The organism is Desulfacinum infernum DSM 9756, from assembly GCF_900129305.1.
In the GTDB taxonomy this organism is placed as follows: domain Bacteria; phylum Desulfobacterota; class Syntrophobacteria; order Syntrophobacterales; family DSM-9756; genus Desulfacinum; species Desulfacinum infernum.
Genome location: NZ_FQVB01000025.1, coordinates 1 through 20,412, shown reverse-complemented (window position 1 = coordinate 20,412; position 20,412 = coordinate 1). Strand labels below are relative to the sequence as shown.

22 protein-coding genes are annotated in these 20,412 nt (G+C 61.6%); 7 read left to right on the top strand and 15 right to left on the bottom strand.

All coding sequences use genetic code 11. The features are described from left to right. Positions 1–27: 27 nt before the first annotated feature. Together BUB04_RS12550 and BUB04_RS12545 are read right to left on the bottom strand one after the other, a co-directional pair. Complete coding sequence (locus tag BUB04_RS12550) at positions 28–249, bottom strand: hypothetical protein (protein WP_073040027.1); 222 nt, start codon at positions 247–249, stop codon at positions 28–30. Positions 250–251: 2 nt separating this feature from the next. Then, positions 252–833 (bottom strand): YkgJ family cysteine cluster protein, encoded by a 582-nt coding sequence (locus BUB04_RS12545; RefSeq protein ID WP_073040025.1) that lies wholly within the window; start codon positions 831–833, stop codon positions 252–254. Positions 834–1,067: 234 nt separating this feature from the next. Here BUB04_RS12545 and BUB04_RS12540 point away from each other — a divergent pair, with 234 nt between their 5' ends. Next, positions 1,068–1,361: a hypothetical protein gene (locus BUB04_RS12540; protein WP_073040023.1), complete on the top strand. Its 294-nt coding sequence runs from the start codon at positions 1,068–1,070 to the stop codon at positions 1,359–1,361. A 15-nt stretch (positions 1,362–1,376) separates the two neighbouring features. On the opposite strand, the gene BUB04_RS12535 is transcribed toward BUB04_RS12540, so the two are convergent. The 9 genes from BUB04_RS12535 to BUB04_RS12495 form a co-directional block, all read right to left on the bottom strand. Then, entirely contained in the window at positions 1,377–2,042 is a 666-nt protein-coding gene (locus BUB04_RS12535; RefSeq protein ID WP_073040021.1) for a lysophospholipid acyltransferase family protein, read from the bottom strand. Between the two features lie 108 nt (positions 2,043–2,150). Beyond that, a complete protein-coding gene (locus tag BUB04_RS12530) occupies positions 2,151–2,585 on the bottom strand; it encodes a hypothetical protein (RefSeq protein ID WP_073040018.1) in 435 nt (144 codons plus the stop codon). Between the two features lie 91 nt (positions 2,586–2,676). Then, positions 2,677–3,105 carry a cytochrome c3 family protein gene (locus BUB04_RS12525; protein ID WP_073040016.1) on the bottom strand — a complete coding sequence of 143 codons (429 nt, stop codon included), beginning with the start codon at positions 3,103–3,105 and terminating at the stop codon, positions 2,677–2,679. 82 nt (positions 3,106–3,187) lie between these two features. Continuing rightward, the gene (locus BUB04_RS12520) at positions 3,188–3,610 is read right to left on the bottom strand and encodes a (deoxy)nucleoside triphosphate pyrophosphohydrolase (RefSeq protein ID WP_073040014.1); all 423 of its coding nucleotides are present in this window, start codon (positions 3,608–3,610) and stop codon (positions 3,188–3,190) included. A gap of 73 nt (positions 3,611–3,683) precedes the next feature. After that, positions 3,684–4,319 carry an endonuclease III gene (nth, locus tag BUB04_RS12515; RefSeq protein ID WP_073040012.1) on the bottom strand — a complete coding sequence of 212 codons (636 nt, stop codon included), beginning with the start codon at positions 4,317–4,319 and terminating at the stop codon, positions 3,684–3,686. Between the two features lie 55 nt (positions 4,320–4,374). Beyond that, positions 4,375–4,836, bottom strand: a complete 462-nt coding sequence (locus BUB04_RS12510) for a MucR family transcriptional regulator (protein WP_073040010.1) — start codon at positions 4,834–4,836, stop codon at positions 4,375–4,377. Between the two features lie 336 nt (positions 4,837–5,172). Beyond that, positions 5,173–5,505: a hypothetical protein gene (locus BUB04_RS12505; RefSeq protein ID WP_073040008.1), complete on the bottom strand. Its 333-nt coding sequence runs from the start codon at positions 5,503–5,505 to the stop codon at positions 5,173–5,175. A gap of 90 nt (positions 5,506–5,595) precedes the next feature. Continuing rightward, positions 5,596–6,426: a 4Fe-4S dicluster domain-containing protein gene (locus BUB04_RS12500; RefSeq protein WP_073040005.1), complete on the bottom strand. Its 831-nt coding sequence runs from the start codon at positions 6,424–6,426 to the stop codon at positions 5,596–5,598. 284 nt (positions 6,427–6,710) lie between these two features. After that, entirely contained in the window at positions 6,711–7,220 is a 510-nt protein-coding gene (locus tag BUB04_RS12495) for a type 1 glutamine amidotransferase domain-containing protein (RefSeq protein ID WP_073040003.1), read from the bottom strand. Between the two features lie 251 nt (positions 7,221–7,471). Between BUB04_RS12495 and uvrB the strand changes: the two genes are divergently transcribed. Next, complete coding sequence (gene uvrB, locus BUB04_RS12490) at positions 7,472–9,475, top strand: excinuclease ABC subunit UvrB (protein WP_073040001.1); 2,004 nt, start codon at positions 7,472–7,474, stop codon at positions 9,473–9,475. Between the two features lie 487 nt (positions 9,476–9,962). Here the strand turns inward: uvrB and BUB04_RS12485 are convergent, their stop codons facing one another. Both BUB04_RS12485 and BUB04_RS12480 read right to left on the bottom strand, forming a co-directional pair. Continuing rightward, positions 9,963–10,925: a carbohydrate kinase family protein gene (locus BUB04_RS12485; protein WP_073040101.1), complete on the bottom strand. Its 963-nt coding sequence runs from the start codon at positions 10,923–10,925 to the stop codon at positions 9,963–9,965. A 13-nt stretch (positions 10,926–10,938) separates the two neighbouring features. Then, positions 10,939–12,414 (bottom strand): DEAD/DEAH box helicase, encoded by a 1,476-nt coding sequence (locus BUB04_RS12480; protein WP_218588446.1) that lies wholly within the window; start codon positions 12,412–12,414, stop codon positions 10,939–10,941. 217 nt (positions 12,415–12,631) lie between these two features. On the opposite strand from BUB04_RS12480, the gene BUB04_RS12475 reads away from it, so the two are divergent. Then, complete coding sequence (locus BUB04_RS12475) at positions 12,632–13,381, top strand: hypothetical protein (RefSeq protein WP_073039999.1); 750 nt, start codon at positions 12,632–12,634, stop codon at positions 13,379–13,381. A 488-nt stretch (positions 13,382–13,869) separates the two neighbouring features. Here the strand turns inward: BUB04_RS12475 and BUB04_RS12470 are convergent, their stop codons facing one another. After that, positions 13,870–14,316 carry an acyl-CoA thioesterase gene (locus BUB04_RS12470; RefSeq protein ID WP_073039997.1) on the bottom strand — a complete coding sequence of 149 codons (447 nt, stop codon included), beginning with the start codon at positions 14,314–14,316 and terminating at the stop codon, positions 13,870–13,872. A 385-nt stretch (positions 14,317–14,701) separates the two neighbouring features. On the opposite strand from BUB04_RS12470, the gene BUB04_RS12465 reads away from it, so the two are divergent. Genes BUB04_RS12465 through BUB04_RS12455 form a run of 3 tightly spaced genes read left to right on the top strand, consistent with a single transcriptional unit; the run spans position 14,702 to position 18,792 of the window. Beyond that, positions 14,702–17,416, top strand: a complete 2,715-nt coding sequence (locus tag BUB04_RS12465) for a DEAD/DEAH box helicase (protein WP_143156473.1) — start codon at positions 14,702–14,704, stop codon at positions 17,414–17,416. Positions 17,417–17,428: 12 nt separating this feature from the next. Then, a complete protein-coding gene (locus BUB04_RS12460; protein ID WP_084076463.1) occupies positions 17,429–18,178 on the top strand; it encodes a metallophosphoesterase family protein in 750 nt (249 codons plus the stop codon). Between the two features lie 50 nt (positions 18,179–18,228). Next, positions 18,229–18,792: a GNAT family N-acetyltransferase gene (locus BUB04_RS12455; protein ID WP_073039993.1), complete on the top strand. Its 564-nt coding sequence runs from the start codon at positions 18,229–18,231 to the stop codon at positions 18,790–18,792. Positions 18,793–18,903: 111 nt separating this feature from the next. Here the strand turns inward: BUB04_RS12455 and BUB04_RS12450 are convergent, their stop codons facing one another. Next, positions 18,904–19,989: a serine/threonine-protein kinase gene (locus BUB04_RS12450; protein WP_143156472.1), complete on the bottom strand. Its 1,086-nt coding sequence runs from the start codon at positions 19,987–19,989 to the stop codon at positions 18,904–18,906. 241 nt (positions 19,990–20,230) lie between these two features. On the opposite strand from BUB04_RS12450, the gene BUB04_RS20405 reads away from it, so the two are divergent. Next, on the top strand, positions 20,231–20,412 hold a 182-nt coding region (locus BUB04_RS20405), incomplete at its 3' end, for an IS1634 family transposase N-terminal domain-related protein (RefSeq protein ID WP_492215219.1).

Below are 20,412 nucleotides of genomic sequence, written 5' to 3'. Positions count from 1 at the left end.
CCACGTCGGGTTCCGCCGGTCTTCGATTCAGCACTTGTCCCATGCCCCCTCGTCCCAGATCTCGATGGAAACCCGGGCCGGGTCCACTCCCAGGGCCAAGAGCTTCTCCCGGATTATCCGCAGCCCCTCCTCCTGGGAAGACGCGGCCCCCTCCGCCACCGGATCGCCGGGGCGTTGAAAGACCCGCCAATGCCAGCCCCCTCCCCCCTCAGCCTCACTGCGCCAGCACACGATGGCTTGCCACCGCATGGTCATTTCCCCATGGCGCGGTTGATCATCAAGTCATCCACCCTGAGGCGTTCCGCGAGCCGCTCGGGGCGAAAGTGCCCTTGTTCGTAGTCCTCCACAAAAGAGGAATCCTCGAACAATGCCAAAACAGCGGTCAAATGCCCGGAATAGCCCGCGTCGTCCAGCTTCTGGATGGAGCGGGTGGTTTGCTCCGCCAGCCGCCACAGATCCTTGTGCACCACCGGGCCCCGAACCTCGCAACGCTCCACTGAATAGAGGCGTCGGCAGCTGAAGGGGCGGACGGCATAGACGGAGCACAGACCATTCGGTCCCAGAAACGGACAGGGGAGAAGGACGGATCGTCTCTTCTCTTCCCGATTGATCTGGATTTTTCTTGTGATCGCCTGCCTTTCGAATACGGAAAGGCCGTCCAGAAAAAGGCGGATGCGGTAGGCCTCCAGGGTCGTGACCGAGATTTCCCCCACGTGGGTGCAGCATTCGGCGCATCCAGGCTGACAGACCGCCTGGGACACGTAGACGGCGGCTTTCTTTTCGAACGTGCAGTAGATCCTTTCCAACCGCTCGAGCTTGTGGTCCAGGTCCACCGGCGCTCCTCCTGTTTCTCTTGTCTCCTCATCCTCCCTGTTTATCCAAGCTTTAGGCACCGCGCGCAAGGTCTTTTCCTCTATTCCTGGATAGCCGCTGCGGCAGAGAAAAGCGGGGCTTGGCAGATCCCTCCGTTTGGTCTCTAATGAAGGCGCGCAACCGTAGTCCTCTCCAGACGGCGGATGCTTCAGGAATCCATGCAAGCCTCAAGCGGGAGGGTAAAAGGAGGGAAGGTGTTCACCAAACTGTTTTTGCTTCGGGTGGTGTTGCCGCTGGTGGTTTTGGTCCTCGTGCTGAAACGGCTCCGGCATCCCCGAATCGTTCGATTCAAGGAGAAGATCCGCTTCGACCTGTGGGTCAAGCGGATCCTCATCGCCCTGGTTCTTCTCGTGGGGCTGGCCTACGGGACAGATGCCCTGCTGGATCGGATCGGACCGGACAAGGAAGAGCTCACCGTCCAGAGGCAAGGAGGCCGAAAGAGCTCACTGCCGCCCCCCATCCATGGACGCCCCTTCGGAAAGCCGTAACGGAGAGGAAGCGGTTCAGGCGGCTCGGCGAAGACGCGGCGTCTCCCAAGGGGCATCCGTCACCCGGCGGATCATGTCCATGGCGTCCAGGGAACCATGACACCCTCTCTCTATCCACACGGGCTCCCCGAAGTGCACATGAAAACGACGGCGGCGGGCCAGAACCGGCTTCCATTCCCTTCGGAACCCCCCGTAAATCCCCTGAATGAGAACAGGCAGGGCCACGAAGGACGTGTACTTGGCGAAAAAGCGCAGCGCTCCCTGGTCCTCCCCCATGGTTCCGTCGGGAGAGACCCTGCCTTCGGGAAAAAGAAAGACCACGTCTCCGCTCCGGATCTGCCCGATGACCCGCTTCAGCGCACTCCTCTGCCGCACGTCCACCGCCCCCAGCTTCTCCATGACAAGCCGCTTGAAAGGCTTGTCGAAGAGCTGCTTCTTGGCGAGAAAGGTGATCGCCCCCATCTCCCTTAGGGGTGCAAAGGGCATGGCCGCGCAGATGAAGAACGGATCCAGCGCGCTGACGTGGTTGGCCAGGATCACCATCCCGGCGCCCGTTTCGCGGATCAGGTCCGCGGCCTTTAAGACGTTTTCCCTGCCTCGAACCTGGGGATCCAGAAAAAACCGGAAGGGATGCCGCACGACTTTCCACGCGGCGACCTGATAGGGATTGAGCGGTTTCATGGCCCACACCTCCTGGGGGTTGATCTTCTCCCCTATATAATCGGCAGGATGTGGGCCCGCCTTGAACTCTCGTCGCGCAATGGCACCCGCCCATGGACCGGGAAGCCTTCAGCGCAGGGCCTTCCTCCAGCCCTGGGCTTTCAGCTCCTCCACCCGGAGGCTTCTCCGAAGGCGGACTTCCTCCACGTACCTTCGGAGGTCCTCCCTCTTGAGCGACTCCAATTCCCGGTTCAGGCGCGCGCTCTCCTCCAGATCCCGGGGACTCAACCCGTACCAACTGCAATAATCGCCGTCGAAGATCATCTCCGGGCTTGCCCCGACCAGTCCCTTGCCCCGGCCCAGGTAGAACAGCGCCGCCTCCATGTCGTATTCCAGGATCCACCCCGCGTCCCGGACCATGGTTGAGGGGTCGAAATCCACCTCCCGGGCGCAGACGGGGCAGTAGAGGGCCAGCAGGACCTCTTCCGGGAGCACGTTGTCGCGGTGAAAGAGGAAGGCCTCTTCCCGACCGCAAACGCACGCTCTTTTCTGATGCAAACACATGGGCCACCTCCCCGTTTCATGGCTTCGTGGCAACCATATCACGGAGGGGCGGCCCGGTTAAGGAGGCAGATGGGGCCTCGGGGGGAGGGTTCTATGGTTTTTCCGTATGGCAGCCCTTGCAGGTGATGGGAGCCGCCTGCACGTTGTTTTCATGATTGTAGGTGCGGTGACAGCCGATACAGTTGCCGTGGTAGGCGAGCTTCAGGTTCAGCTTCTGCTTGGGCAGGGGCAGGCGTTTTTCGTTCTTAGTGGTGGGCTCGTTGTGGCATTCCTCGCATTTGACCGGATCGCTGTCGGGATCCGACCAGACGTTTTCGCCGCCCTGGTAGACGTGGTGACAATCGGTGCAGTCGTAGCCGTAGTCATCCATGTGGGCCAGGTGGTTGAAATAGACCAGGGGCATGGTGTGTTCGTAGATGCTCGATTCGATGACGAATTCGTCCTCCTGGGCCCTCACCCACTGGACGCCGCAGGCCAGTACCACCGCCAGAACCAAAGACAAGACCAGTTGACTTCGCATTGTGTTTTCTCCCCCGCTGGATGTTCGCCATGGGCATCTTACGGGCCGTGCCCGTCGTGAGGGCGCATTCTAGTGAATATTTTCATTTGGTGTCAAGCTCCGACCGCAGCCTGTGCACAAAGGGAAGATCGGCAGGCGAAAAAGTGTAGCGGTCCAGTTCCCGGACGGGAACCCAGGCAACGGCCGCATGAACCCGCGGCCGCAAGCGGCCTCCCGTCCATCGGACCCGGTAGGCCCACAGGTCGATCAAGGCGTGGTCGTAGCGATAAAGGCTCTTTCCAAAAAGGGAAAGCACCTCCACCCGGATGCCGAACTCCTCATGCATCTCGCGCATGAGGCACGCCTCGGGCGTCTCGCCCTCTTCCACAGCCCCTCCGGGAAATTCCCACAGCAGCGCCAGACGGTCTCCCGCGGGCCGCTGGGCGATGAAGACCTCCCGGCCCCGCATCAGGATGGCGGCCGTCACCCGCTTGGCTTGTTCCCTCTCTTCCCTATGCGGTTGCATGAGCGGATTTCCGTGATGGAGGTTCCCGACAACCGCGTTGCCGGGAACCGGAAACCGGTGGAACGCCCGATCTTCATTCCTTTTCCGGGTACGGACACCAGGGGGACAACGCACAGGCCCCACAGGACGGCTTTCGGGCCTTGCAGACCCTTCGACCGTGGAGGATGAGGGCGTTGCTGAACCAGGTCCAATCGTCTTTGGGCAGGAGCCGCATGAGATCCGTTTCGATCTTTTCCGGCGTTTTGGCCGATGTGAGCCCCAGGCGTTGCGCCACCCGCTGGACGTGGGTGTCCACGGCGATCCCTTCCTGGATGCCGAAGGCATTGCCGAGAACCATGGCCGCCGTCTTGCGCCCCACACCCGGCAGTCGGACCAGTTCCTCCAGTGATTGCGGAACGCGCCCGCCGTAGCGTTCCACCAGTTCCCTGCAGCATCCCCGGATCGCCTTGGCCTTGTTCCGGAAGAACCCGGTGGGACGCAGGATCTCCTCCAGTTTCTCCGGCGGCAGAGCCAGGATGTCTTGCGGGCCGGCGCACCTGGAAAAGAGAAGGCGGGTCGCCTGGTTGACCCGCTCATCCGTGCACTGGGCGGAAAGGATCACGGCCATGAGGAGCTGAAAAGGGTTGTGGAAGACGAGCTCCAACGAGGCCTCCGGATAGATCCGCCTCAGCGCCTCCACAACCTTTTCCACGGATCCGGATACACCCATACCATGCCCCCTGACTTTTCACCCCCATCCCTTGGAAAGCGAAGGGATTCGGAAGTTATTTTTTCTGCTTCCGCCGGGTTTCATGGTAGGCCTTGAGCTTTTCCGGGATCCCTCTCTTTTTGGCGGCCTGGCTGCGGGACTGGGTCAGGGCCTTGGCGGCCAGTGAATCCTTCAGCCGGAATCCCCACTTCTTCTTGTATTCTCGAGGCGTCAGGCCGTGACTGCGCAGGTGGTTGGCGGTGATCTGGCGAAATTCGGCCCCGCATTCCAGGCAGACCACACTGTTTTCTCCGATGGAGCTCCTGGGGTCCATGGGAGCTGCGACGGCGGGCACCTTCTCCCCGGCCGCCGTCTGGCCCAGAGGGGCCGCCTCCTCCGATTCCTCTATGGCCTGGAGCTGCTGCAGGGTCTGAAAGGTTTTCTTCAGGGCCTCTTCGATTTCTTCCGTAGACATAACGGCAGCCGAGGCCTGGGCCGTAACGATTTGAACGCACATTTCCAGGATCTTCTTAGCCATAACCTTTCCCTCCGAGATTTCATCGCAAACTGCTCAGACGTTCTTTTGCGTGTATATAACCTCAAATGGTTATTAACTCCAACACATTTTTGCTCTACACCACGCTTTTCAGAACCGAGCGTCCGGCCTGCCACAGGTATGGCCAAAGGAAACAAGAAGCACCTTCTTCCAAGGTGCCGGAGCTATTCTCCAGGTGAGCTTCAAGAGGCTCAAAGAAAGAGAAGCACCGCAAATATCCTGGGCGGCGGCGTGTCAGACCTACAAAAAGAAAATCCCCGCCGTTGCGGGGATCCATACCTACAGGGGTTGAGGAAAACTCCTCCCTGGTGCTCCCACCTATACGTGTCCCAGGAGCTCCATCCTCTCTTGGGCCGCCTTCTCCCGTTCCTTTTCCAGCTCCCTGCGGAAGGCCTTCAGCTCTTCGAGCCGTTTTTCCAGTTGAGCCCTCAGCTCCTCGTGCTCCTGGACGTCCGGAGACAGCTCCTTGAGCCGGGTTTTCAATTGGCTGGCCTCTTCCTTCACGGCAAGGATCCTTTGGAGCACTTTCTGCTCCTTGACCGTCAGGACGGTTTTTCGCTCCTCACAGGTATAGGGATGGCCGTCGCTGTCCACGGGCGGCGTGCAGCCGTGGAGCGGAAGAAGTTCTTCTTTTTTCTCTTCGTCTTTCATGGGGCTCCTCCCCTCTGGCAATGGCCGTTGGCCTCTTCAGTCTCCCCCATACTTTAATCACGGCGGAACCCCCGTGCACCCGTCGGGCCGTCATCGCTGGAGGAGTTCTTCCGTTCGAGCCACGTGGTCCACCAGCATTCTCTGATCCTGACGGCGCCACTGCTCGAGAAATCCGGCCGAGACCACCCCCTCTTCTTCGGCCAGTCGCCTCAGCCTGCGGATGACCAGGTGCCCCCGAACCTTTTGGCTGCAGGCCTCGCTGCAGCTTTGGCACTGAATACACAGCCAAAGGGCCGGGGACTCGAGGAGCGACCGGGGGTCTCCCAGCAGGGCGGATCGGAAGAGATGGAGGGGGTCGAAGATCTTCCGGTCGTGGCAGACGGGACAGGCGCTGCTGCATTCGCCGCAGGCAAAGCAGGAAGTGAGGTTCGTCCGATAGCCGTCGAAGACGGAGGCTTTCTTCCAGAGGGGGATGGCCGGGTCGTCCATCGCGGTTCCATCGCCCTTTCCGGACTCCTCCTTTTCCAGGAGCCGAGAAAAAGCACGGTATCGCTCCTCGTGGAGTCCCACCTGCAGCTCCCGCCAGCGGGCGGGGAATGGGGGAGGCACTACGCCCCGCCGCACCGCTTCCCACCGCAAATGAGCCAGAAGCATGGCCGGCTTGACCGTCATGGGGCAGACATGGGAGCACCTACGGCATGCCAGGCAAAACCAGATATCCGGCAGGCTCAGCAGCTCATCGGTCAGCCCCAGGTTGGCCATCCACACCAGGGTGCGCGGATGGAGCCGGTTGGTGGCCCGGTTGACGGGGCATTCGATGGCGCACGAGCCGCACGTGTAGCACAGGTTGATTTCGGCGCGAACCGCCTGGTTGATGGCCTTTCGGTCGAGAGCACGCGGGAGGATGACGGCTGGTTTCATGGCAACTCCTTTTTCTTGGAAGAACTCCGCTTACGCCCGTCCATGAATCTGATTCATCCATAAACAGGACGTGCACATTTTTCAAGTGACTTTGCATCCTGCGTCACATGAAAGGTCGAAGCCCTCGGCAAGACAGCTCATTCCCCCTTACACCGCGACCGGCCTTGGGAGGCTGGCCGTAGAAACCGTTGGCCCTCTGGGGATCCCTTCCATCATGTGGGGGCGGTTCGCGAACCGCCCCCACATCCCAAAATAGTCACCGGCCGCAAGCCCCCCGCTCCCGGTTAAATCTTTTCCAGAACCGCCTTCATGAACGCGGGCAGGTCGTCGGGAGTGCGGGAGGTGATGAGGTTTCCATCCACCACCACCTCCTGATCCAGGTATTCCGCGCCCGCGTGAACCAGGTCATCGCGGATGGCGAAAAAGCAGGTGGCCTTTTTCCCCTTGAGGATGTCCGCCGAAGCCAGCATCCAACCGCCATGGCAAATGGCGGCCACCACCTTGCCCGCCTGGAAGGCCTCACGGACCAATCGCACCATGTGGGTGTGGCGGCGCATGAGATCCGGGGAATAGCCGCCCGGGATGATGACCGCATCCCACTCGGCGGCGGACACCTGGTGGGCCGCCAGGTCCGACGTCACGGGATAGCCGAGTTTGCTCTTGTAGGTCTTCCCCTTTTCCGGCGCCACGGTGGCCACCTGCACTCCGGCCTCCCGCAGCCTCAGCAAGGGATACCAAACCTCCAATTCCTGGTAGAGATCTTCCACCAACACCAGCGCTTTCTTGCCTTCCATTCTCTTCCTCCTTCCAAGCAAATCCAACTTCTCCGTTGATCAAGCCACTCCCTCCCCACCACAACCCGTGCCGCAACCTCTTCGGAATCCCCTGCCTACTGAAGCTACTCTCGCCTCTCGTCCCGGGCAAGCCCCTCTTTGAAAAATGGGGGGACTAACTCCCATCACTCGTCACAGCCCGTGAGCCTTGACACCCTGCGCCGGGAGCCCTTACTTATGCCTCGACCCAAACCGCAAGGAGCCGCTTTTTCATGAGCATTTTTCGATTGAAGGCCGACTGGGATCCCACCGGGGATCAGCCCCGGGCCATCGAGGCCCTGGTCCGAAACGTGAGCCGGGGCGTGCGGGATCAAACCCTGCTGGGGGTGACGGGATCCGGAAAGACGTTCACCATGGCGCATGTGATCCAAAAGGTCGAGCGTCCCACCCTGGTGATCGCCCCCAACAAGACCCTGGCCGCTCAGCTCTACGGCGAGTTCAAGGCCTTCTTTCCCGAAAACGCCGTGGAGTATTTTGTCTCCTACTACGATTACTATCAACCGGAAGCCTACCTGCCCCAGACGGATACCTACATCGCCAAGGACGCCTCCATCAACGAGACCATCGACAAGATGCGCCATTCGGCCACGCGGGCCCTGCTGGAACGGCGGGATGTGGTCATCGTGGCCAGCGTTTCGTGCATCTACGGCCTGGGCGCACCGGAAACCTACCGGGACATGCTGTTGTGGCTCAAGACGGGCATGGAGGCGGACCGGGACGCCGTGCTGCGGAAGCTCGTGGAGATCCATTACGAACGCAACGATGTGGACTTCCACCGTGGAACCTTCCGGGTGAGGGGAGACGTGGTGGAGGTCTTTCCGGCCCATGAAGAGGACCGGGCCGTGCGGATCGAATTCTTCGGGGACGAGGTGGACGTGATCAAGGAATTCGATCCCCTCACGGGCCGCACCCTCAGAACCCTGCAGGAAGTGGCGATTTACCCCGGCAGCCATTATGTGACGGACCGGGCCACTCTGGAACGGGCCCTCCGGTCCATCCAGGAAGAACTCACGTTGCGTCTGGACGAACTGCGGGCGGCGGGCAAACTGGTGGAAGCCCAGCGGCTGGAGGAACGCACGCGCCTGGACCTGGAGATGCTCAAGGAGCTGGGCTACTGCCCCGGAATCGAAAATTATTCCCGGCACCTCACAGGCCGCCGCCCGGGAGAGCCGCCTCCGACCCTGCTCGAATACTTCCCGGACGACTTTCTGCTCTTCATCGACGAGAGCCACATCACCGTGCCTCAACTCAGGGGCATGTATCGAGGCGACCGGTCCCGAAAGGAAACGCTGGTCCGGTACGGATTCCGCCTGCCGTCGGCTTTGGACAACCGGCCGCTCTCCTTCGAGGAGTTCGAAGCCAAGGTGCGCCAAGTGATCTATGTCTCGGCCACGCCGGGGCCCTATGAACTGGAGCGCTCGGGCGAGCATGTGGTGGAACAGATCATCCGCCCCACGGGTCTGGTGGATCCGAAGGTGGAGATCCGTCCGGCCGATCACCAGGTGGACGACCTGATCGGGGAGATCCGCAAGCGGGTGGCCGTCGGCCAGCGGGTTCTGGTGACCACGCTCACCAAGCGCATGGCGGAGGACCTGACCGAGTACCTGTCCGAGCTCCACATCCGCGTGCGTTACATGCATTCGGACATCGACACCCTGGAGCGGATCGAACTGGTGCGGGATCTTCGGCTGGGTGAGTACGACGTTCTGGTGGGCATCAACTTGTTAAGGGAGGGACTGGACATCCCCGAAGTGTCGCTGGTGGCCGTCCTGGACGCGGACAACGAGGGCTTTCTACGCTCGGAACGCTCGCTCATCCAGACGGCCGGGAGGGCGGCGCGGAACGTGGACGGCACGGTGATCCTTTATGCCAATCACATCACCGACTCCATCCGGCGGGCCGTGGACGAGACGGAACGGCGCCGGGCCATCCAGCTCGCCTACAACGAGGCCCACGGAATCACCCCCCACACGATCCGAAAGGAGATCCAGGACATTCTGGCGGAATACCGGCCCCGGGACGAGGCTTTCGTTTCCGAGGATCTGGCGGAAGAGGCCCGGGCGCTGTTCGAGAGCGCAGGCGATTCCCTGGACGAGCGCATCGCGGTTCTCGAAAAGCACATGAAGGAAGCGGCGGCGGCCCTGGAGTTCGAGAAGGCCGCGGCCCTGAGGGACCAGATCAAGGAGTTGCGCCGCCGGCAGCTCCTGACCCAGTGAGCTTTGACCTAACAGTCATGGCTCCCCTTGCGCCACCCCGCATGGATGAAGGAGTGGGCCGGGGCAAGGGCCTTCTGTGGGAGCGCCGCAAGGCGCGATGAACCGGGAGCGGGCTCACCGCCACGAAATGGCCGGCCACCCGCGTCGCGGCTTTCGCCGCTCCCACACACCGGTCATTGCCATTGTCGTCCATTTGCATTCATTGGCCGTTCTTTCACATTTAACTGAGCGATCTTTTCTTCGGGTGTCTCTTACACCGCGTGATGAGCGGGCGGGGATAAACCCCGCCCCTACCCAAAGGGTCCGTGCCTTTTTGTGGGGGCGGGCTTTACGCACGCCCTTCAGGACCTTTCCATGAGAAAGAATCGTCCAATTCAGCTTTGAGCAGGCTATTCAGGGTGGGAAACGGTAGGGGCGAAGATCGTTCGCCCCGTCAATCCCCGTGCACGAACGGAACGACGCCGCGCCTCCCGTCCAAATGAAGGGTCTAAAGGGTCGCGGCTTCGGACAGAAGCCCATCCAGCGGGCCGAAGTGAGCCTCATAGCGCCGGCGAAAATCCTGGAGACGGAAGAAATGTTCCTGGGTGCCGTGGCGTTCCACGGCAAAGGAGGCGGCCACACTGCCCATCTGGCAACACACCAGGGCATCCCTTCCCAGTGCCAATCCCTTCAGAAATCCCGCCCGGTAGGCGTCACCGGCTCCCGTGGGATCCACCACCTGCTCGGGAGTCACCGCCGGAACGAAAGTATCCTCACCTTCCAGATGCAGCACGCTGCCCTCCGGCCCCCGGGTGGTGACCACCATGGACACCTGCCGGCGAAGCTCTTCCACCCGCCAGCCGGTCATCTTGAGAAAATGACTCAGTTCGTACTCGTTGGAAATGAAACAGAGGGCCCCCCGGACCGCCCGGGCGATCTCCTCTCCCGTCCAGATGTTGAGGCTCTGGCCCGGATCGAAGACAAAGGGCACCCGGGCCCGACGGCAGCGTTCGGCCAACCCCTGCATGTCGTTCTTGTTTCCGGGGCCGATGTGCACCAGGGCGGGCAGCGCACCGTCGTCCAAGGCGGGAAGGTCCGCCTCGAAGGCCATGGCCCCGGGATTGAAGGCCGTGATCTGGTTGTCGTCCAGGTCGGTGGTGATGTAGGCCCCCGCGGTGAAGACGCCGGGAATTCTTTTGATCCACTTCCGGGGCAGGCCGTTTCGCTCCAACCAGCTTTCATAGCGGTCGAAGTCTTCTCCGGCCGTGGCCACAATGGACGGTTTTTCGCCCAAGAGCGCCAGGGTGTAGGCGATGTTCCCGGCGGTCCCGCCGAACTTTTCCACCAGCCCGTTGATGTTGAAGCACACGTTCAGCATGTGGATCTTATTAGGCAGGATGTGATCCGCAAAATGGCCCGGAAAGTCCATGATGCGGTCGTAGGCCAGGGATCCTGAAATAAAGATGTTCATGATCCGCACCCTCTCACTTGCCGCCGTCGGCGGCCGTTTCCGTTTTCCGCTTCTTATTCTTGCGAGGCCGTCGCCGTCTTCGCTTCGGAGCGGTCGGGGTTTCCTTGCCGGCCTTGGCTTCCGGAGGCCCGGAGCCGGTTTTTCTTTTACGAGGCGGCCGTCGTGTTCGTTTTTTCTTCGCCTTGTCGGCAACGAACAGATCATCGTCGGCCCATTCGACCGGGATCTTGCTTCCCAGGAGTTTTTCCACGTTTTCCAGGGCGTACACGTCGTCTTCACAACACAGCGTGATGGCCCTTCCTTCCTTGCCGGCGCGCGCCGTACGACCGATGCGGTGAACGAATTCCTCGGGATCCTGGGGCACGTCGTAGTTGAACACATGGGTGACGTCCTCCACGTGCAGGCCCCGGGAGGCCACATCGGTGGCCACCAGGATCTGGATCTCGCCGGCCTTGAACCTCTCCAGCAGCTTGATGCGACGGGCCTGCGGCAGATCCCCCGTGATGGCCCTGGCACGGTAGCCGTTTCCCACCAACCGATCGGCCACCCAGCTGGTCTGGACCTTGGTGTTGCAAAAGACCAAGGCGCGTTCCGGTTTTTCTTTCTGAAGCAGCCCCAGGAAGAGAGAGAACTTTTCCGGCCGGCCCACGTGGTAAAGTTCCTGGTGGATCGTCTCCACCACCAGCTTTTCCGGGTCGATCACCACCTCTTCGGGGACGTTCATGTACTGGTAAGTCAGTTCCAGCACCCGCAAAGAAAGTGTTGCAGAAAAAAGCATGGTCTGCCGACGACTATAGGGAGGGAGTTTGCCCATGATGTAGCGCAGATCTTTGACGAAACCCATGTCCAGCATGCGGTCCGCCTCGTCGATCACCAGCAGGGAGACATCCTGGGGACGAAAGAGCCCCTGCTTCATCAGGTCGATGAGCCGGCCCGGGGTGGCGATCACCACGTGGGCTCCCTGCTTGAGAGCCTCAATCTGGGTCTGGTAGCCCACGCCCCCATAGATGGCCGCCGTGCGCAGGGGAAGGTATTTTCCGAGCAGCTCGGCATCCGCCTGAATCTGCAAGGCCAGTTCCCGCGTGGGGGCCAGGATCAGCGCGTGGCAGGCATCCGCAAGCTCTTTTTGACCGCAAAGCTTCTGGAAGATGGTCACGAGAAAAACGGCCGTCTTGCCGCTTCCCGTCTGGGCCTGGGCGGCGATGTCCTTTCCCTTCAGGGTGATGGGAAGGGACTTTTCCTGGATGGGGGTGCAGCGGACATAGCCCGCCTCGTGCAAACCCTTGAGAATTTCCGGCGCCAGATCCAGATCGGCAAAGGGAAGCCCCTGACCCACATCGGAGCGAGCCTTTCGGGCTTCAGGCAGGACGGGGGGATCGGACGGCTCGACGGGATCGGTCGATTGGACTGGTTCGGACGGTTCGACGGCAACGTTCCGGGACGGAGACCGGAATAGATCGCGGAAAAAATGGATGATTCTCTTCAGCACTCGTTTGTGTTCCTCCGTTAAGGTGAAAGGATGGTATCGGATGACCTATTACACATTGAGGTTGGCCTTTTGATCCGAATTTGGCACACTCAGGTCCATATTCGCAAAAAGTGAAACTGTCTATAGCAAAATAAGGATGATACGGCAAATGGGCCCGCATGGTCAGGGATCGGGACACGCGGGGGCGGCCCATGACAACAGGAAGGAGGCAGGATCCATGAAGGGGCTGAGACGAACGGGGATGCTTTGGTTGGGCACGTCTTGTTTGATCATGGCGCTTTGTCTCGCCGGGGCCGTGCATGCCGAGGCGGCCACCTTCCGCATCACCTTCAAGGACGGAAACCGGGTAGAGGTCCCCTACTGCTGGGAGAAGGGAGCCACGATCTTTTTTGAGATTCCGGGGGGAGTTGCGGGGATTCCCAAGACGCAGGTCGCCCGGATCGAAGAGGTCTTGGCGAGCCGGGAAATGTCCTTGGACGAGACAACCCCCCGGGCGGACTTGTATGTGGACGCAGGGACCAAGGAAGAAGAGGCGATGGTCCAGCTGGTCCGCCAGGCTGTGCCCCAGGCCGACTTGGAGGCCTTGTCCCCTGAGGAAGCCGCACTTCTCCTGGGCGGGACGGAACGGTCCCCGGCCGTGGCGGCTTCGGTGCGCCTGTACCGGACCACGGTGCACCCGAAAGGCGAATTTTCCGAATGGATGAAACTCAAGGGCGACGGAGCCGTCCTGGTGGTCCAGTACCTGCTGAGCGGATCCCAGGACCTCATGAATCGCCGGTTCCATGTGCTGCTTTATGACGGAAGCGACAGGCTGCTCCGAAAGCAGCCCTGCCAGGTTCAGGAATTGGAAATCCCCAAGAAACTGGCGGCCAAGTTGGGCCTCCGGGAGAAGCTCTTCATGGTGGTGGCCACCCTGCAGCCGGATCCCAAGATCCGACGCTATGAGCTGGCCTCCGCCACTCCGTGACCCCCACAACGGCCTGAACGGGGCCCCGCCCCTACCCAACAAGTCATGGCTCCCCTTCTGCCACCCCGCATGGATGAAGGAGTGGGCCGGGTCAAGGGCCCTTTGTGGGAGCGCCGCAAGGCGCGATTTGCTTTGTGTGACCGGGCTTGTTGAATGGCCGCCCACTCTCATCGCGGCTTTCGCCGCTCCGACATACCAGTCTTTCATATTTGCGTCTATTTACGTTCATTCGCGGTTCTCTTTCATATCAGTTTGATGTGAAACGCGAGCTCGTTGCGTTCGTGCGCGCGGCATGTAGGGGCGAATAATCATTCGCCCCTACAGGGGTCTGCTTCCCAACGGTGCGCCTCATCCTTCGTTGCCACGGGCTCCCCTTCACGGGGTTCATGCGAAAAAAACCGCGGATGAACGCCAATAGACGCCAATGCGTCTCTTCCCTTGCAGGAGCGGCCCTGGCCGCGATCCGGAGCGGCGATGAACGGGTGCGATCAGGGAATCCGGCCCTCCATCCACCGCGACAGCACTTCCGCCAAGGCGTCGGGCAACGGCATGGGGCCGGACCTTCCCACACACACCAGGTGCAGCACCGCCCGGGTGGTCGTCTCCCGGCTCTCGTCCTCAAGGATCCGGTCAACGGTGTGAGCCAGCGAGAGGCTGCGGCGTCCCCTTCGCACAATGCCGATGCCCACCTGGATCCGATCGTCGTAGTGCAGCGGCTTGAGGTAGGTGCATTGAAGTTCTGCCACCGTGAGGTGAAGCCCTTGCTCCATGAGCCGCCTGTAGGGGAACCCCAGCCTTCTGAAGAAGGCCTCCCGGCCCAGCTCGAATAGGTGAAAGTAATTCCCGTGATAGACGCCCTGGCCCAGATCCACCTCGTACAAGGGAACCCGCAGGCTATGATGAAACCAGGGCCCGTGCACCGCCAGTTCTTCCATGTTCGCCTCCGTTTTTGAACACCCGACGATCTCCGGGAGCTTGATCGAGAATGCCCCCCATTCCGGAGGCCAAGGCGTTTCCGGTCTCTTCGTAGCCGCAGGGCTTCAGCCCTGCGGAAAGGCCCATCCCACCCCGATGAAGTGACCGCCAACACACGATAGCCCGCCGGACGTGACGATTCCACCGCGGCCCTGAAGGGCTGGGCCACGAAAATCGCGGCCATCTGGAGCGCCTTCGCACAAGCTCCCCGGATGCCGATTGAAAGGGATCCGTCCCCTCGGTCCTCTCCGCTTGAAGTCGCCGCCCGGGCATGTTAGCCATACAACGATGCGGATGACCTGACCATCCATAACGCCATCTAAAAGCCAGGGAGTCAAACCTCACTTGAAGACAACGACGCGTGTGATGCGCCGCCGACACGGGGGCCCTCGAAAGAAGACCCCTCCGAAAGACCCATCGAGACAGGACACATTCCGCCTCAAGATCAGCCCCAAGGTGCGAAAGGTCTTGGACCGCATCGGGGTTCCGGAACCCCGCCCGTTTGTGCCCGATCCCTTCCAGGTGGAGGCCATCGAAAAGGTCCGCCGGCATGACGTGCTGGTGACCGCTCCCACCGGTGCGGGAAAGACCTATATCGCCATCGAGGCCATCCGGGAAGTGTTTCGCAAGGGAGGCCGCAGCTGGTACGCCTCGCCCCTCAAGGCCCTTTCCAACGCCAAGCTGGAAGAATTTTCCGCCCTTTTCGGTCCGGAAAACGTGGGGATTCTAACGGGCGACCGAAAGGAAAACCCCGACGCGCCGATCATCGTGGGAACCACGGAGATCCTGAGAAATCAGCTCTACGATGCCATGCACCGGGGAGAAGATCTGGCCGTGGATCTGGTGGTGATGGACGAAGCCCACTACCTGGGCGACCCGGACCGGGGGGTGGTCTGGGAAGAGGTGCTCATCTACCTTCCCGCACGAGTTCGGCTGCTCCTTTTGTCAGCCACCATCCGAAACGCGCAGCAGATCTGCGACTGGCTCCTATGGCTGAGGCAATCCCCATGCCTGTGGGTGGCCGCCACGGAAAGACCCGTCCCACTCTACCCGCTCTTTCTGTTCCCCCACGGGGATCTGACGCCGCTGGGCGGCAAGGGAGGCCTCTTCCGACCCATCCGGGATTTGGATCCCCGCCAGTTCTCACGAAGGGACTTTCCGGACATCGCCCGCATCCTGGAGGCCCTTCGCCAGGCGGACCTGCTGCCGGCCATCTTCTTTCTCAAGTCCAGGGCGGACTGCGAACGGGCCATCGGCCTGTGCCCGCCGGTGCCGAAATCGGCGATCAAGAGACGGGCCGATTTCGACCGCCGCCTCCGGGAACTACTGGATCAGTGGCCGTTTCTCAAGACCCACAAACACCTCTCCATCCTGCGAAGAAGCCGGGTGGGAGCTCACCACGCCGGACAGCTGCCCCACTGGAAGCTGCTGCTGGAAAAACTCATGCAGGAAGGCTACCTGGAGGCCATCTTCTCCACTTCCACCGTGGCCGCCGGGGTCAACTTTCCGGCCCGAACCGTGGTGGTTCCCCAAAGCGATCGATTCAACGGCCGGGAGTTCGTGGACCTTTCCGCCACGGATCTGCTCCAGATGACCGGGCGGGCGGGACGCCGGGGCATGGACGAGATCGGCTTCGTGTTGGTCGTTCCCGGCCGGTACCAGAAGGCCGAGCTGATCCACGATCTGCTCCGCTCCCCGCCGGACGCCATCCAAAGCCAGATCCGGGTGAATTTCTCCATGGTCCTGAACCTGCTCTTGTCCCATGAACCCGAGGAGATCCGAACCCTTTTCGCCCGCAGCCTGGCCACGTATCAGAACCTGAGCCGCGAGGAACACGTTCGGGATCTGGTCCGATCCTTTCAGCAGGAACTGACCCGGTGGGAGCCCCACATGGCCTGTGGATCCATGGACGTCCTGGCCGAGGTGCGGCCCCGCTTCATGCGCCTGCAGGAAGAACAGAGAAAGGCCAAAAAACTGGCCCGGAAGCAGGCCCTGGAATGGTCCACCCAGGGTCTGCTCACCCCGGGACGACTTTTTCTCAACCGCCGCGGCACGCTCTACGTGGTGGTCGAACCTGCGGGAAAAGACGCCCCGGAAGTGGAGGCGGTCCGGCTCCAGCCGCCGCTCCAGTGGTCCCGGGGCACCGTGCGCACCCACGGAGTCCGAACCCGCCAGATCCGGGACATCGGCCGGAAGGTGGCCTCCCTGCCGGACCGCCACGACAAGAAGGGATGGCAGGATCTGATGGAACATTGCCGGCGGGAGGGCTACCGATCGCTTTTCGGGGAAGGTTCCGCGGTGGAAAGACCCGAAGCCCTTCAGTCGGCCACGCGAACCCTGGCCGAGACCGCCCTGCGCAAGGCCCAGCTGCCCTGCACGGGCTGCGAGCTCTTCGGGCCCTGCCACAAGGCGTCCAAGCATCCTTTTGCCCGGCTGGTGCAGCGCTACTTCGCCCACCGCGTGGAGATCCAGTCGGTCCAGGAAGCCTTGTGGCGCTCCTTCCAACACCACTTCCGCATCCTGAAGGAAGAGGGCTACGTGACCGAAGAAGGGCATCTCACGTCGGACGGACTGTGGGCCTCCAAGCTTCGCCTGGACCAGCCGCTTCTCGTCTCGGAAGGCATCCGCCGGCGGGTCTTTCCCGAGAAGGACCCGGCGCTCCTGGCCGCTCTCATCGCTCCGTTCGTCATGGACCGCGATCGCCCGGGCGAGTCGCAATTGTCGGCCCTCATTTGGAAATACCCGGACCTGGCCACACCCTATTTCGCCATGATGAAAACCCTCCATCGTCTCCGGGAAAAGTTGAGTCAGGAAGGGTTCGAAACACCCGCCCTTCCCTTCTGGACAGTGGTGGTCGTCTACCACTGGGCGAAGGGGGAGTCCTGGGAGGTGGTCAAGAATCTAACGGGAATCGACGAAGGGGATCTGGCCATGGTGATGCTGCGTACCGCGGACCACCTGCGCCAGGTGGAATCCCTTGCGGAAAGCCACCCGGAACTGGCCGCTTCGGCCCGGGAGGCCATCGACCGGATCCTGCGGGAACCGGTGCTGGTGGTGTGAGGGAGCGGGATCGTGGCTCGAGCGGCCGTGCTTTCCGACATCCACGGCAACATGGAGGCCCTGACGGCGGTCCTGGAGGCGGCGCGCCGGGAGGGGGTGGACGCCGTCTGGCACCTGGGCGACCTGGTGGGCTACAACGCGGATCCCGACCAATGCATGGACATGCTGAGGGACCGGAACGCCGTGGGTGTCCAGGGAAACCACGACCTGGCGGCCGTGGATCCGCAGATCGCCCAATCCTTCAACGTCCTGGCCCACGAGGCCCTCCTCTATACCCTCACGAGGCTCCATTCCGCTCACGTGTCCCACCTGTACTCCCTGCCGCTCTACCAGGTGATGGACCAACGCGTTCTCTTGTGTCACGGCACGCCGGAAACTCCCCACTCCTACATCCTCACCGTCTTTCAGGCCAAGCGGATCTTCAACCTGCTCCGGAAGAAATTCCCCCAGGTGCGCATCTGCTTTCACGGACACACCCACGTGCAGAGGCTGTGGGTGCGGGACCAACGGGGCAAGGTGACGGCCCAGGACATCTCCTCCCGGGAGATGGAGCTGGATCCGGAGCTCATGTACATCATCAATCCCGGCAGCGTGGGACAGCCCCGGCAAAAGGATCGTCGGGCCCACTTCCTGATCTTCGATACGGAGCGCCCGTCCGTGACCTTCCGAGCGGTGGAATACGACGTGGCGGCGGCGCAGCGAAAGATCCGCCGCGCCGGGTTGCCCGAATACCTGGCTCTTCGCCTGGAAGACGGAATCTAGGAGTCCGTGGGAGGAAAGCCTTTCAACCGCTTATGGAGAAAGGAGCAGCCATGTTCGGAAGCAAAGAAGCCCGGCTCAAGGACGGAACGAAGGTGACCATCCGCCCCATGACGGTGGAAGACGAGGCGGCCCTGTTCGCCTTCTTCCAGGGCCTCCCCGACGAACTGCTCCTCTACATCCGACACAATGTGCGCGATCCGGAGGTGGTGCACCACTGGGTGCAGGAACTGGACTACAGCCGGGTGATCCCCCTGCTGGCCTGGGTCGACGAAGAAGTGGCCGCCGATGTGACCCTGCACCGCATCCCCTATGGATGGAAGCGCCACATCGGGGAAGTGCGCACCGTGGTGTCTCCCAAGTACCAGAACCGGGGACTGGCCACCATGATGCTCAACGAGGTGGTGGAGCTGGCATCGGAAATCGGCCTGGAAAAGCTCTGGGCCGAAATCCCCCTGGATTCGGTGGGGGCGATCCGGGCCTTCCGCAATGCCGGGTTCGGCTGCAAAGCGGTCATCGAGGGTCTGGTCAAGGACATCCACCAACGGAACGTGGACATCCTCATCATGGTCTGCGACGTGACCGCCCACTACGATCCCCGATGGTCGAAGAATTAAGGATTCTAGGATTGAAGGATTGGAGGATTAAGGGGGAATCCCCCTGGCCCCCTTTTGGAAAAGGGGGAGCAGAGGCGGGACCACGCCGCCTGACGCCTTACGATTGACGCCTTACGACGAAAGGACGTGGCCCGATCCGAAGTCGGGAAACGCCTCCATGAGGGCCTGCCGCAACTCTTCTGCATGGGCGTAGCGTTTCTGCCAGTCCTTTTCGAGACAGCGGAGGATGATCTTTTCCAACTCCGAGGGAAGATCCGGCTCCAGTTCCCGGGGGGGTTCCGGCGGACACTCCAGGATCAGGTCCATCAGTTCCTTTTCGTTTTCCGAATAGAACGGAAGGTATTCCGTGGCCAGGGCATAAAGCACGACGCCCAACGCCCACACATCGCTGGCCTGACGGCTCCGGCCCAGGATCTGTTCCGGGGCCATGTAGGGACGGGATCCGATCACCGTGCTGCTGATGGACCGGCGGGTCACGTCCTTGGCGGTTCCGAAATCGAGAAGCTTCAAGGTCCCCGCCGGGGTCACCAGGATGTTTTCCGGCTTGATGTCCCGGTGCATCACATGGCGGCGATGCGCGTAGGCCATCACGTCCAGCAGTTGGATATACAGGTTCTCCTTGGCCTGAGGGTCCAGCCCGGCGTCCAGGAGCTCCTGCAGGGTGCTTCCCGAAACGTACTCCTGGATCAACACCACCTTCCCGCCCACCTTGATCACTTCCAGGATCGCCACCGCGTTGGGATGCCCGGCCAGCCGCCGCAGGATCGCCGCCTCCATGAGAAACTTCCGGTTCATCTTCTCTTCGTGAGGCACTTTGGCCACGGCCACCCGGGCACCGTCCTTTTCCTGAACGAGCCAGACCTCCCCGAAGCTTCCAAATCCCAGCCGGCGCACCTTTTCCCACCGGCCCAGGTACCGGGCGGATTCCGCCGCCTCCGGCCGCTGCGCATCCCGGGACAGGGAAAGGGAATCGCGGATCCGGCGCAGCCCCCGCCGGCACACGCGGAGCCAGTGGGGTTCGTCTTCGCAGGTGGTGGTTCTCCGGGCGCCCCGTCCCGATTCCTGCCAATCCAGAAGCAACTGGAGCCGCGTGGCAAAGGGGGCGCCCTCCAACGGAGGAATCCAGTAGTCGTCGGCCCCTGCCCGAAGGATGTCCCGGACCCGGCGGAGCCGCCCCTCGGAAAGAAGGACCAGCATGGGAGGCTCCGGTCCCAGAGCGTTTCGAAGGCGTCGGACCGCAATCTCCGGGCGTCCTTCCCCTTCCGGCGCCTTCACCCAAGTTTGTCATCTATATGCTGCATAGTGCGACAGTGTACCGATTTTGCTCATCTAACTATCTGAAAGGTCGTTGATGAGGCCCCGAAAATTCGGTGTAGTGGTAGAAAAAGGGCAGCCCGCATTGACTCGCCTTCCCTCCTCATGCTAATGTCCTGCTACTATGTTCATTCGACGAGTCAGAAAAAAAGATCACCAAACGGGAACCACCTACTTCTACCACCAGTTGGTCGAGTCCTACAGGACTCCCAAGGGGCCTAGGCAGAGGACTCTTCTCAATTTGGGAAAGCTGGACCTCGAGCCCAAACAATTAAAAGGATTAGCAAATCGCATTGAAGAGATCCT